Annotated in this window: 9 protein-coding genes; 5 read left to right on the top strand and 4 right to left on the bottom strand. The window is 49.0% G+C overall.

All coding sequences use genetic code 11. The annotated features are described in order from the left end of the window. Nucleotides 1–84 precede the first annotated feature (84 nt). Nucleotides 85–546: a response regulator gene (locus BLQ88_RS05295; protein WP_090147745.1), complete on the bottom strand. Its 462-nt coding sequence runs from the start codon at nt 544–546 to the stop codon at nt 85–87. 301 nt (nt 547–847) lie between these two features. On the opposite strand from BLQ88_RS05295, the gene BLQ88_RS05290 reads away from it, so the two are divergent. From BLQ88_RS05290 to BLQ88_RS05275, 4 genes are all read left to right on the top strand, one after another. Then, nucleotides 848–3,205 carry a PAS domain-containing protein gene (locus tag BLQ88_RS05290; RefSeq protein WP_229212589.1) on the top strand — a complete coding sequence of 786 codons (2,358 nt, stop codon included), beginning with the start codon at nt 848–850 and terminating at the stop codon, nt 3,203–3,205. 481 nt (nt 3,206–3,686) lie between these two features. Next, nucleotides 3,687–5,618, top strand: coding sequence for a tail fiber domain-containing protein (locus BLQ88_RS05285; RefSeq protein WP_090147411.1), 1,932 nt, complete (start codon nt 3,687–3,689; stop codon nt 5,616–5,618). Next, nucleotides 5,615–6,310, top strand: a complete 696-nt coding sequence (locus tag BLQ88_RS05280; protein WP_090147409.1) for a T9SS type A sorting domain-containing protein — start codon at nt 5,615–5,617, stop codon at nt 6,308–6,310. Before BLQ88_RS05285 ends, BLQ88_RS05280 begins: the two co-directional genes overlap by 4 nt. Nucleotides 6,311–6,469: 159 nt before the next feature. After that, nucleotides 6,470–8,020 (top strand): tail fiber domain-containing protein, encoded by a 1,551-nt coding sequence (locus tag BLQ88_RS05275; RefSeq protein ID WP_090147407.1) that lies wholly within the window; start codon nt 6,470–6,472, stop codon nt 8,018–8,020. 78 nt (nt 8,021–8,098) lie between these two features. On the opposite strand, the gene BLQ88_RS05270 is transcribed toward BLQ88_RS05275, so the two are convergent. Continuing rightward, nucleotides 8,099–10,675: a galactose oxidase gene (locus BLQ88_RS05270; protein WP_090147405.1), complete on the bottom strand. Its 2,577-nt coding sequence runs from the start codon at nt 10,673–10,675 to the stop codon at nt 8,099–8,101. A 139-nt stretch (nt 10,676–10,814) separates the two neighbouring features. Next, a complete protein-coding gene (locus BLQ88_RS36665) occupies nt 10,815–11,012 on the bottom strand; it encodes a hypothetical protein (protein WP_176884893.1) in 198 nt (65 codons plus the stop codon). Between the two features lie 13 nt (nt 11,013–11,025). Between BLQ88_RS36665 and BLQ88_RS05265 the strand changes: the two genes are divergently transcribed. Then, the gene (locus BLQ88_RS05265; RefSeq protein WP_229212588.1) at nt 11,026–13,221 is read left to right on the top strand and encodes a GH92 family glycosyl hydrolase; all 2,196 of its coding nucleotides are present in this window, start codon (nt 11,026–11,028) and stop codon (nt 13,219–13,221) included. 49 nt (nt 13,222–13,270) lie between these two features. Here BLQ88_RS05265 and BLQ88_RS05260 read toward each other — a convergent pair whose 3' ends face one another. Continuing rightward, nucleotides 13,271–14,284: an AraC family transcriptional regulator gene (locus BLQ88_RS05260; protein WP_090147403.1), complete on the bottom strand. Its 1,014-nt coding sequence runs from the start codon at nt 14,282–14,284 to the stop codon at nt 13,271–13,273. Between the last annotated feature and the right edge of the window lie 203 nt (nt 14,285–14,487).

The following is a 14,487-nucleotide window of genomic DNA, read 5'->3' as shown; positions in this document are numbered from 1 at the left end:
TCGCCATTTCAATCCCTACCAAGTTACGCGGGTGACGGCAGAATACCAACGCTGATCAGACTTTTGGGATTAAATATCGAAAACCTATGACAGGAGGTTTTGTCTTAGAATAAATTCGAGCTCGCTGGCGACATCTACGTCCTGCCTCTGCCCGCCTTTCATCCGGAGCAACGAAATCTCGTACGAAGCATTGATGACCACCCTGATTTGCTCCTCGTCCCAGGGTTTTTCCATACGATAATGAACCTGGCCCCTGCTCAGGGCCTCGGCAACGGCGGTAAGCTCGGCGAAGCCCGTCAATAGGACCCTCATTACATCAGGATACATTTCCAAAACCCTGATCAGAAAATCGACGCCCGTCATTCCAGGCATACGATGATCTGTGATAACAATATGTACGGAATCCTTTTGTAAAATCTCCAGGGCTTCGGCGGCAGAACCGGCGGTAATCACCTCAAACTCTTTACGAAAAGTTGCCTTGAAGGAATTCAGATTGTGAATTTCGTCGTCTACATAAAGCACCGTTATTTTTTTCGAAGTTGCCATTGCCAGTTTGTTAAGGTTAGGGTATTTTGAAAGGTTCTCCGGAGTAGCCTCGGCTTCAAGATTACACTTCTCTATCAATAAACCGGAAACCGGTTATCAACGGGCGGCGACAAAAAATCAAAAGGTATTGCATCGGGTCAAAAGTGCTTGTATTTTGGGGACACGCTATCGGAAGGTTTGAGCGACCGCTTAAAAAGTTTCATCAGGATGCGTTTCTGAAAAGAGTAGGCAAAGTTCTTTTAAAGGTTTTGAGATTCGGAAATTGTTTTAATTTTATACGAATTAATTCTATATGTCCAACATGCAATCCAAGTTCTCGTCCGAATCGCTCGATATGGTCATTGCCGGTATCAACGCGGGGATATGGGACTGGGTTTTTGCTACGGACAAGCAGGTTTGGTCCGATCGGTTTTTCGAGCTCCTCGGTTACCATCCGGGAGAAATACCTACGGGATATGAAGCATTTACCGAGCTGCTGGTACATCCCGACGATAAACAAACGGTAGCCGACGCGATCCGCGAACAATTTGAGAACAATGTGCCCTACCTGGTGCACGTCCGACTTAAAACCAAAACCAACGGCTACCGGTACTTCGAATGCCGCGGCAATGTGCGCTTTGAAAACGGCAAGCCTGAGCGCATGGTGGGCTCTGTTTCGGACATCCACGACGATGTAATGCAGCGAGAGCAGCCCGGCAGGCTGGACGGTGTGTTGCAGGACCTTACGCAGCGCAAAATCGTAGAAGAAAAGCTCAGCGTGATCTTTCAATACTCCACCGACGCGCATTTGCTCCTGGACGAAACCGGCATTGTGGATTGCAACGAGGCCGCGGTAAAAATGCTCCGGTGCAGGAATAAAAGCGAGCTCCTTTCCATTCACCCGGCCCGTTTTTCACCTGATTTCCAGCCAGATGGCCGCCGCTCGTCGGAAAAATCGGTGGAAATGGACCGGCTGGCCTATCAAAACGGGTATAACCGTTTCGAATGGATCCATCGGCGAATGGACGGGGAAGAATTCCCCGTCGAAGTAACGCTTAACCCGGTGGTAATCAGCAACAAAAAGGTGCTGCTTGTGGTGTGGCACGACATTACGCACCGGAAACGGGCCGAAGAGCTGATCCGCCGCAACGAAGCCATGCTGGCGGAGTCCCAGCAACTTACGCATAGTGGTAGTTGGGAAGCCGACCTCGTTACCGGCCAAAACTACTGGTCCGACGAGGCATTCCGCATTTTCGGCCTGGAACCGGGCAGCACCGGACCGGACACCGAGCTGTTTTCGAAAATGATCCATCCCGACGACCTGCCGTTATACAAAGCCCATATCCGCGACGCCATCAACCACCTCAAACCGGCCAGTTTCGACCTGCGCATTGTCCTGACCGACGGCAGCGTGAAGTTCATCCACGCGATCGGGAAGCCATTCACCGACGCTAACGGCAAAGTTACCAAGCTCTACGGCGCCATTATGGACATCGACGAGCAGAAGAAAACCGAGCAGGAACTCATCAAGGCCAAGGAGCAGGCCGAAATGGCCGCCGTGGCCAAATCGCAGTTCCTTTCGACGATGAGCCACGAGATACGGACACCTATGAACGCAGTGATCGGGTTCACGCATTTGCTGCTGCAACAGGACCCGAAGCCGGAGCAGATGGAGTATCTCAACATCCTGAAATTTTCAGCCGAAAACCTGCTGGTATTAATCAACGACATCCTGGATTTCAGCAAGATAGAGGCAGGAAAGATCGAGTTCGAGGAGGTGGATTTCAATGTATTGTCCTTACTGGAAAATATCCGCTCCGGTGTGCTGCAAAAGGCCAACGAAAAGGGCATTATGCTGAAACTGAAAGTCGGTAATGATGTAAATGTCACGGTGGTAGGCGACCCTACGCGGCTGGGGCAAATCCTGACGAACCTGGTAAGTAATGCCGTAAAATTCACTGAAAGCGGCAAAGTGACCATCGCGGCTAAGGTTTCGCAGCAGCTCGACGACCGTGTTACCATCGACTTTCGTGTAGAGGATACCGGCATCGGCATCCCGTCTGAAAAACTCGACAATATCTTCGACAGTTTCACCCAGGCTACCTCCGATACTACCCGCAAATACGGCGGTTCCGGCCTCGGCCTTACGATTACCAAACGGCTTTTGGAATTACTGAACAGCCGGATTTACGTCGACAGCAAGCCGGGCGAAGGCTCTGCATTCTATTTCAGCCTGTCGTTTCCGGTCAGCGAAGAACACCTCGCCGAACAATCTAACGGTGCGCCTGCCCATCACTTCAACCTGAAAGGGATGAAGCTGCTAATTGTCGAGGACAACAACATCAACGTCCTGTTAATGAAGAACTTCATGAGGCAATGGGACATTCAGTACGACCTCGCCGAAAACGGCCTGGTGGCCCTAGAAAAAGTACAGGCCAACGACTACGACCTTGTACTGATGGACCTTCAAATGCCCGAAATGGACGGTTACGAAGCCACCCGGCATATCCGCTCGCTACCCGACGAAAAGTACCAGCGCCTGCCCATCATCGCGCTCACCGCCTCGGCGATGATGGATATTAAGGATATTGCATTTACCGTAGGGATGAACGATTACATCAGCAAGCCATTCTCCCCGGCGGAGCTGTATGCGAAGGTTGCTTCTTACCGGAAAAAATAGGATGCTCTGCCTAGCGAATCCTGTGGCAGATGCCTGCCTGTGTCAGCCTTCTCCTGCTTTACCCCTCGGTCCCCAAACGATCCCGGCGACCAACGCAGCTTATACGATTGCCGTCGTACCACACGCCTTTCAGGAAAAAGACGAGAATCGAATAATCTCAGAATCAGACATATCACTAATAGAACAATGGCCCACCACGGGCATTTGACGCGTACCCTCATAAAGCTAGGTTAACGGGCTTATGTGATGCCCGATAAACAAGTTTCGGTGATTTCAATGCGTTGCAGCAATCCGTTTATCGATCGGCTGTAAATTTTTACCCATCGCTTAACAACGCATCAAAATCTCGTAAACGCCTGCTCAAACTCCGTCATCTACCGCAGGCTATCTCTGCGAAGGCCGATAAATCATCGCATGCAGCGTTCCGCCGAAATCATGCACATCTTTCGGCAGAAATCTTCAATCACAAACATCTACACACATGAAAAATTTGCATTTCCTATTGTTACGTCACTTCATATCGTCACCCATTCCGGTTCTGCCGATTTTCGAAAACAGAAAGAGCCTTTTCAATAAAGCCAGAACCAAATTGATCTTGCTGCTGTCGGTTAGCCTGCTGCTATTCCAGCCCCTACCATCGGACGCACAGGCGCCGCAGCAGTTTAGTTTTCAAGGGGTGGCGCGGGACGCGAGTGGGAAGATACTTACTAATAAAAATATTCTCGTGGCATTTGACATACACGAAGGCACCGCCAATGGATCTATAAAATTTGGTGAATTACATAGCACAAGCACAAATTCAAACGGTATTTTCAATTTGCAAGTCGGATCAATAAATAGTTTGGCTACTATTAACTGGGATGTAAATCCCTACTTTTTACAGGTAGGCATTCATTATGACGGTTTGCCAGCTGTTGTAGATTTGGGAACCACACAATTACTCAGCGTCCCATACTCCCTCTTCGCGTCAAAATCAAATAATGCGGCAATTTCGGTAAAATCTGACACGTCCATGGTGACCCAAAAATGGATTGACAATGAACCGATAATTCAAACAGGGGACGACGCCGGAGCATTATTACCGGATGTTTTAGATGGTAAAATGTTGATCTGGTATCCTAAAAAGGCGGCATTCAGAGCAGGGAAGAATACCGGAAACAATTGGAATCGCGCGACCATGGGGCTCGGCTCATTTGCTACCGGAAATGGAACACTAGCATCCGGTGATTATTCGGCAAGCTTTGGCGACAAAAGTGAGGCAACCGGCACAAATTCGTTTGCAACCGGAAGTCTATCGAAGGCTTCTGGAAGTAATTCCGTTGGTATGATCAGTGCCCAGGCTTCTGGATCTTTTTCTGCCGCAATTGGCAGCCTTGCCGAAGCGACCGATGACAACGCCCTTGCGTTGGGATACGCAAGCAAAGCAACAAACAACTATGCCGTTGCGATTGGAAATGCAGCTACTTCTAGTGGCGAAAATGCAATTACAATCGGCCATTCTTCTTCTGCAACTGGAACAAATTCCCTTGCTATTGGTGAGGCAAATTCTGCATCAGCCGAAAATGCAACAGCTGTCGGCCATCAGGCTCTATCATCAGGTGCCAACTCAATTTCAATTGGCTATCGAACAACAGTTAAATCCTTTGGCGGATTTGCGGCGGGCCTTTTTAATAACACTTCCGACAACCCCAACGCAACCTCTCCCGTTGATTCAGATCGACTGCTTCAGATCGGCAATGGTTTTAGCAATGTTAACCGGTCCAATGCATTAACAATACTTCGAAACGGGAATATCGGAATTGGTAATAATGTTCTTACACCCGAATACATCATGGATTTCGGTGGAAGGCCAAGAGTGCGGCATAACGGAAACACCGCAGGAATCTATTTCAACAACTCGCAAAATGCTGCGGAAGGATTTGTCGGAATGCGTACAGATGTTGAAGTAGGTTTCTTTATAGGAAATGCCTGGCGTCTTTTTGTAAATGCAAGCGGCGCCGTTCATGCGGATTCGTTTCTACCTTTTTCAGACAAACGACTGAAAACCAACATAACGCCGTTAAAAAACAGTCTAATTCACCTGCGAAAGGTAAGCGGATATCATTACAACTGGAAGGATCAGAACAAGGACAAAGGCTTACAAACAGGGGTCATCGCACAAGAAGTCGAAGAGTTATTCCCGGAGTTGGTATCCACTGCTCAAAACGGTTACAAAGCCGTCAACTATAACGGTCTTATCCCACATTTGATCGAAGCCGTCAAGGAACTCGATAAAAAGACGGAGGAAATCACGGCGCTGAAAAAAGAACTCGCGTCAATGCAGGAGGTAGCCAAAAAGCTTACCGCATTGGAAGCCAGTGTAAAAGAACTGCTTGCCGGACAGGCACGAACCTCAACCTCGACAGCCAAATGAAAAAACTTTTAACCATCGCATCACTCGTTCTATGCGCATATCATTCGCAGGCTCAATCCATTTCCCCCGGCGCTTTATACGCGGCCAGCGCTTCTGCTTCCGCCAATGGAGTGAGCGTCAACTGGGTATTGGGGACTCTCAATTCGTTTTCAGAGTTATCCGTACTGCCTGTGAAGCTGGTGAGCTTCGAGGGGCGGTTGAATGCTGCCGGCCTTGCAGAACTGCATTGGAAAACCGCAGAGGAAGTGAACAACCTCGGTTTCGAGATACAGAAGTCGCTGGATGGTAAAAGCTGGGAGCTACTCGGCTGGGTCGACGGGGCTGTTAATTCGAATGCAGAGAAGAGTTATCAATTTGTTGATCAAGGCTTTGCAACTACGAGCTATTACCGTCTCCGCCAGGTAGACATGGATGATTCTTACACATATAGCAAGATCGTTTGCGTAATTCCGGAAAAAGAAAGCCTCGACAGATTTTACGTTTATCCCAATCCGTCACGCGACGAGAAAGTAAAAATAAAAATGCCGGAACGGACGCAAAGGCTATTACTGTTCGACCAACTTGGCAACAGGCTCGGCCAATTCGAGGCGCCTGGCACCGAGCGAACGATCACATTGCCGCATACGGGCTCATTCCTGTTGCAAATAGACACACCGGTGGGCAGCAAAACGACGAAACTGATTTTTTACTGAGGGTTAACTGGGGTTTGTACAGAGGCCGCTGTTTTGGTGGTCTCTGTTTTGTCTGACCCTTTAAAATCCCATTGATACCACCGGCTAAACGCATTTGTTAATAGTACACACCTGGCGATTTTCAGAAATTTTATATTAATCGCTAATCTGACTTCATCTATGAAACAAAGAATTTTCCTGCTTTTTCTTTTAATTCTCGGTCTCGTAATGCAACGATTACAAGCTCAGGCACCCTACAAGTTTACTTTTCAGGGACTGGCTGTTGATGATATGGCACAACCTGTTCAGAACGCTTCCATTAAGGTTAAAATCAGTATTATACAAAGCCAGGTTTTGGGTCCCGTAGTTTTCGAAGAAGTACACGCTGCACAAACCAATTCGAACGGGATGTTTACAGTAGTGGTGGGTAGCAGCGGCGGAGATCTTTCTCAGATAGAATGGCCTTATGATATCTTCTTTCTTAAAGCAGAGATCGACGTCCAAAATAACGGCAAGTTTCATTTCATCGGAATGAGCCAGCTCCTAAGCGTCCCCTACTCGTTGTATGCCAATGAATCCGGGAAACTGCGGGAGAACTTTCCTGTTCTGCAAAAAGACAATGTACTGCAGAGCGCGGATCTTCCGGCCGTGGGAAACGGGCCGAGGCTTATCTGGCACCCCAAGAAAGGCGCATTCCGGGCGGGCTTCACTACTTTCGGCGAATGGGAAGACAGCAACATCGGTGAAGCTTCGTTCGCTGCCGGACTGAAACCACAGGCTATCGGATACGGCTCGATCGCCATTGGATATGGCCCCATTGCTTCCAAACAAAGTGCAGTAGCGTTGGGAAATAGCTCAACGGCCGCAGAAACGGCTTCGTTCAGTATCGGTAATAACTGCTATGCCTACAACTCTCAATCGTTTGCCGTAGGCAACTCGGCGGCTGCCATGGCTGATTACAGCATTTCCCTTGGTAACCACACTGTCGCCAAGGCGGCTTACAGCGTTGCGTTGGGACTTTACAACAACTCCTTTGATCAACCCAATGGTAGCTCGACAGATCGGCTTTTTCAAGTGGGGAATGGAACAGACCTTAATAACCGCACCAATGCATTGACTATTCTGCGAAATGGCAATGTCGGTATCGGAGGAAAGGCCGTCAGCCCACAATTCATTCTCGATGTGGCATCGCGTATAAGAATCCGACATGACAACAGCACGGCTGGACTTTACCTAGACAACTCCCAAAACGCTCCGGAAGGCTTTATGGGAATGAAAACCGATAAACAGGTCGGGTTTTTCTTGAATGGTGCATGGCGGTTTTGGATCGATGATGCGGGAATGGCGTGGACATCGGCGGGAAAGCTGGGATTTGCATCTTCGGATAAACGACTGAAAAACAATATCAAACCACTCACCGGTAGCCTCGAAGCGATCAGCCAGTTGAGCGGGTATCACTATAACTGGGTCGATGCGCACCGGGGTACCGAGCTCCAAACAGGCGTGATCGCGCAGGAACTGGAAAAATATTTCCCGGAACTGGTCAGCCAGGATGATAAAGGTTTCAAAACCGTCAACTATACCGGCCTGATACCACATCTAATCGAAGCGGTGAGAGAGCTTAAAAATCAGACAGCTGAAATTGCCGAATTACGCAAGGATCTGGACTTACTCGCCGGCCGGAGCAAGGCCGATCACACCATTCCAAAAAATATAACCAAAACTAAATAGGACTACATTTTTTATGAGGGTTAAGGGTGATTCAGACAGAGGCGGCCGGTTGGCGGTCTCTGTTTTGTTTCCCGCCCGTCAGGAATGCAGCACCTCCGGCATGTCCTTTCTGAAATCCTCGCCGTAAATGCGGTTGTACTCGCGAGCGAAATTTTCGAAGGTTGTCTTAGCCAGCGAATGTTTACCCAAATGCGCCAATGCCTTGCATTTAAGAATCATCGCTTCCTCATTCACCGGATCGAAATAGAAAACGTAATTAGCCAGCTTTACCAGGAACTCGGGATCATCGGCGATTTTAATGGAAGCGGCGTAGCGCAGGTAGGCATCCACGATTTCATTCGAGATTTCCGATTTAAAGCTATCCAACCATTCATATTCCACGTTCGAGAGGAAATTACCTCGTTTGGTAATGCTTGCAAGTTCTATGATACTCTCCTTGGTAAGCAGCTTCCGATTCCCTAGCAGGGTTAGGTAATGCATGTAATCGACCTCGACCTTCTCGAAATCGATCTTGATCTTCCAGTAACCGGTGTCCTTCGATACCTGGCAGTACTTCATTTTGTCGAGGATCGCTTTCAGCTTCGCGATATTCACCGAGCGGTTATTTCGTGCGCTTTCGGAAGGCTTATCGAACCATAAAAGTTCTTTCAGCTTCTCAGAACTGATACCATCCCAGCGGATCGAATAGAGCAGTATCACCAAAAACAACTCCTTCACCAGCGGACTGAATTGCTTCGTAATTTCATTCCCCTCTTCATCATAAAGCTGCAAATTCCCGAATAACAGAATGCAGCTCTTGTACGGCAACGCCTTTTCAACGACCTCGTCCTCCGGTACCGGTTGCTCCGCAACGGGTAACAGTTCCGGTTCCTGCACTGGCCCGACCACCGGCGCCTTGGTTGCCTTCTGCTTGCCCAACTGCCCCGGCATGTAACGATAGAGCCAGTACACCAGCAATGCAGCGACGAACAGCACGCCGATAATCCACAAACTTCGCCCGGAGGAACCTGCTGTCGAAGCCGTTTGCGGAGATAAGCTTTCCAGCGGCGGGGCGTAGAGCGAGTAAATAGCCACTTTGGTCTGTAAATTAGCATCCCGGTAAAGGGTTACAGCTACGAACCGGCCATTCGCTTTGTCATAAAAAAGGTCTGCAAAAGATTCGATATCGATAAACTGATACGGCACTTTCGAGCCCACAAGTTTAAATTCCGGCCGGTTAAGCGAGCCTTTGATCAGCTGCAACTCGGAACTGAACTGGTGTTTTGGAAATATTAATGCATAATAAGAACTATCCTGTTCATTGATAATCATAGAGTTACCAAAAACAAAATCCTCTTTCGGCACTTTCAGCTCGTAGATTTTCCTGAATGTCCGCTGTGCCCGGTCGAAATACAGCAGATCGTACCAGTTGCGCGGGTTGAGCATTTGCTGGCCCGTGGAACTCCCGTAACCGCCTATCACATACGCGCCCCCATGCGTGGCGCCCAGCGCGGCCAGGTACCGGGGCGTGAAAACGGAATCCTTCAACGCAACCTGCTGCCAGGTTCCGGATGGCAGGTGATAGCGCTGCACCTCTTTTTTGTATGCCAGATGCCCATATCCGCCAAGCATATAAATAGAAGAATCGGCAGGGGAAAGGAACTTGTTGGCTTGCAGGTAATAGGTTTTCAGCTGGGCAGGAACGTCGCTCTTGTCCCAACTGCGGCTAACGGTATCAAAGACGCTGACCTGCTTTTCGTTCAGGAAAATGTTGTACAATCGGTTGCGTCCGGCATCAAAAAGCACCTGATTATCCACATAAACAGGCTGTTTACCACTCTGGTAGGGCATTGTCACCACCCGGTTTCCGGCCACGCTGAACCGCACCAGCGAATCCTGCCCTACCACAAACACATTGCTGCTTTTCTCGTCAAACCCGACCCGCACATAACCCTTCAATGTCACGGTTTGGAGCAGTTTCCACTCGTAATGCAGCTTTTTGATCCAGATCGGATTGGCCGCTACTGCCGCTTTTTGCTTCACCTCCTCGGCAGCCTTCACGCCGTCGGTTTCATTCAATGGCCAATTGTAAGCCACCCTCCCATCCTGCCGCAGCTCCACATTCCGGACCTTCATCGGCGGCACATCGGTGGTACGGAACTCCTTATATTGGTTGGCGCCGAAGAGAATCTTGTAGCACCCCTTGGTAACATATTTTACGGGTTGCGAAAAGCTGCGGTTCCCGTACAGGACGGTGATCTGCTGCTTTTGCTTCTGAAAACGCAGGGTAATGCGGTTCCATTTGGCGAAAAGATCGTCGCCCTGGAAATCGAATGCGGTGGGCGAGAACTGCTCGCCGATGATGAGCTTGAAATGGTCGTGGTTGACGGAGCTGTTGTCGTAAATCAGGTCGATATTCTGCTGGTCGTCGCCGATGACGCGGACGATGTAGCCGAAATAGGTCTTCTTATTTCTCAAAAAAGACAATTCAAAGGAAAGTTCGAAGTCTCCGTCGAGGCAAATCGCACCATCGGGGCTCAGGTCGAGACTCGTCCGTTTGTCCTGCACCGCTTCAAAGCTCTCAAAGCCAAGCCCGTACGACTGCGCCTGCACTTCGGAAATGATGCCCGACAAAATAATTGACCAAATGCAAAAAAGAATAGACCTGAATTTCATAAGAGCGGGTTGGCAAGAAAACTGCAAAAAGTTTTCTCCTGGCAATGCATTTAAGGGTTCTATTAATCGATTGTTAAGCTTTTCTTAAGTCACGCGCATTTAATTCGTGTTTGTTTCCCAAAACTACACTTGCACGATATCAATTTAAAGTTAAACAATAACCAGGGTTTTTAATAACCTGCCAAACACAGTCCCGTTTTTTCAGGAAAGCCGGGCACAAACCGCTATCTATACTTTGTAAAACCAAAATCAACCTGAATATAAGCGCCGAAACCGTCATTAAAATTTGATTAAGCATGATCCAACCTTTTAAAAAACTATCTACTTCCTCGTTCATAATTGCTTTTTGTTTGCATTCTCTTACCAGTCCCGCACAAAAAAATCCTGAAAAAGACAACCTGCAATATGTCGACCTGCGCATTGGGAATGTAGGCCAGCTCCTGGAACCTACCCGCCCCACCGTACAATTGCCTAACCAGATGATGCGCATGTTCCCGGTACGCCAGGATTACCTCGACGACCAGATTACGAGCTTTCCGGCCATTATCGTATCGCACCGGCTCGGTCAGGCATTTGCATTGCGGCCCAGCGTTCAGCCCGTCGGCGCGGCGTCGTGGAAGCACAAAATGGCTTATGATCACGACCTGGAAGTGCTTCGCCCCCATTATTACTCCACTTATCTGATTGACGATGAAGTAAAAGTGGAATTTGTACCGGGTAAAAAGGCAGGCATTTACCGTTTCGAGTTCCCTAAAAACGGCCACAAAAGTATCCTTTTCGACCAGTACAACAACGGTGAAGGAAGTTGGAAATTCAATGGCGGACAGGAAATAGTAGCCCGTGAGATTTACCATGACGATATCCCGGTTTACCTCTACGGAACATTCAGTAAGGCAGGCAAAACCGGGTCAGTAAGCGGCGAGAATGTTGTACCCGGTGAAGAAGCGAAAGGAAAAAGAGCCAAAGCTTACATTACTTTCCCTGATAATGCATCTTCGATTGAATTTCGTTATGCGATATCCTTCGTAAGCGCGGAACAGGCGAAGAAAAACTTTGAAAACGAGGTAAAAAATACCGGTTTCGAAGATTTAAAAAAGGCCGGTGAGCAGGTTTGGGCTAAAACAGTGGGCCAGATCCGCGTCGAGGGCGGCACCGAGGCACAAAAACGCAGTTTCTATTCATCGCTTTACCGTACATACGAGCGCATGGTCGACATCACGGAAGGCAATCAATATTACAGCGGTTATGATAAAAAGGTCCATACGACCAACCGCCCGTTTTATGTAGACGACTGGACGTGGGACACTTACCTCGCACACCACCCGCTGCGCGTGATCCTAAACCCGGCGCAAGAGGAGGATATGCTGCAATCGTTTGTGAATATGTATGAGCAAAGTGGTTGGATGCCTACGTTTCCGGTACTTTTCGGTGATCACGCGTGTATGAATGGCTTCCACTCGTCGGTGACGATGCTCGACGGTTACCGTAAAGGCCTTAAAAATTTCGACGTCGCCAAGGCCTATGAAGGGATGAAAAAGAATGCCGAACAAGCCACAATGCTACCGTGGCGGAACGGCCCCAAATGCGAGCTCGACGATATTTACCATTCCAAAGGCTTCTTTCCGGCATTGCATCCCGGTGAAAAGGAAACTGTAAAGCTGGTCGATGGTTTTGAGAAACGTCAGGCGGTGGCGGTGACGCTGGGCGGCAGCTACGACGACTGGGCAGTAGGACAGCTCGCCAAAGACCTGGGTAAAGATGCCGATTTCCAGAAATTCAACGCCAGGGCGACGAATTACAAAAATCTTTGGAACGAAGAAAAGCAGATGTTTATTCCCAAAGACAGCCAGGGTAAATGGATTGCCATCGACCCGAAATTTGACGGCGGAATGGGCGGTCGCGATTTTTATGACGAAAACAACGGCTGGACCTACAAATGGCAGGTTCAACACGATGTAAACGGGCTCATAGGCTTACTGGGAGGAAAAAAGAAGTTCGAAAGCAGTCTCGATCAGCTATACCGCGAAGGATTAGGCCGCAGCAAATACGAATTCTGGGGCAAATTCCCCGACGCGACCGGTTTGGTAGGCCAATACTCGATGGGTAACGAGCCTAGTTTCCACATTCCTTACCTCTACAACTTCACCGACGCCCCCTGGAAAACGCAGAAACGCATTCGCTTCCTGCTCGACGTGTGGTTCAAAGACAACATTTTCGGCATCCCGGGTGATGAAGACGGCGGTGGTATGACAGCATTCGTTGTTTTCTCTTCCATGGGCTTCTATCCCATTACCCCCGGTCTGCCTGTGTACACCATCGGCAGCCCTGTGTTCGAGAAAGTGACGATCGATCTACTAAACGGCAAGGAATTCAAAATGATCGCCAATAACTGTTCGGTAGTTAACAAATACATTCAAAGCGCCAAAATGAACGGCAAAACGCTGAATACCCCCACCTTCACACATGAAGAACTGGTGAATGGCGGCACGCTGGAACTGGAAATGGGCCCACTGCCGAATAAGTCCTGGGGTGTTGTAAATGAGTGAATGAGTCAATGAGTCAATGAGTGAATGGGACGAGTATTCACTCATTCGCTCATTCAAAATTTCTCTGATAACCCGCCGGCGTCGTTCCTGTCCAGCGCTTGAATGCCCTTGAAAACGCGCTTAGCTCGTTGTATCCCAGCATATAGGATATTTCTTTGGCGTAGTAGCCGCCGGTTTCCAGGTAATGCAGGGCGAGGGATTTGCGAACTTCGTCGGCCAGTTCCTGATAGGTGACTTGCTCGTCTTTGAGTTTTCGTTGGAGGCTGCGGGGGCTTACATTGAAGTTCGCGGCCATTTCGTCCAGCGAGACAATGCCCAGGTAAGCGTTTTTCATCAGGTATTGCTGCACCTTGTCCTGCCACGAATCGCTTCCTGGCTTTCCGGAAGTTGCCGCATTTACCTTTTGCAAAAGGCTTTCCTGCAAAGCATAATTGGCGGTAAGGATGGGCATATCCCAATATTTGGAATCAAATGTGATCGCATAATCGTCTTCGGACCGCGTCGGCTGGCAGCGGAGAACACGTTCCAGTTCCGAGAATGCATGGTCGGCGAATGGTATCGTGACGCGCTCCGGGCGCACACGTGCGAGGATGAGACCATCCAGCTCATGAACCGCGAAAACGAGGAAGAAGGCCGCCATTTGCTCAAATGCAAAAGGCGAAGCGGCGCGTCGTGCGTGGTTCGGATGCAAACGAAACGTAAATGTGTGTGCGTCGCGGGCTACGGTCATGCCGAACAGATCCGTGATCAGCGGCGTGAGCGCCACGGCGTGTTCTACCCCCTGGCCGACGGTCGTGCTGCTTTTGATGATTTCGCCCACAATGCCCAATGCGGCCAGTTGCAGCGATTCACCGAAATGCAGCCCGAACAGCGGGTCGTTACTCAAATGACAGGCATTTAACCAGAGGTCGTTGAACTGCTTGGGGCCTATTGCTACCTGTTCGCCGGATGTTAGCGCTTCCAGATCGATACCCGAAAGGTGGCAAAGTTTGTCCAGCGGAAGATCGCGCTGAGCGGCATAGGCCATGAAAGCCAGTATGAATTGTTTTTGCTGATCGTTCATGGGGTAAATTTAGCCTAAAAACAAAATATCCCTCCGACAGGTGCCGAAAGGATATCCATGATACTCAACGTTAATTAATGCACAAATTTACTATGTATGAAAGAGTGCCTTTATAGAGTTAAAACGTTGCAAGTGTAGATACATTTCTACAACCCGAACCTTCAAGAAATTTCTAGATTTGTGTGTTACCCACTAACACCATA

Source organism: Dyadobacter soli, assembly GCF_900101885.1.
In the GTDB taxonomy this organism is placed as follows: domain Bacteria; phylum Bacteroidota; class Bacteroidia; order Cytophagales; family Spirosomataceae; genus Dyadobacter; species Dyadobacter soli.
Note: the sequence above shows the minus strand (reverse complement) of the source record. Positions and strands in the feature narration are given on the sequence as shown.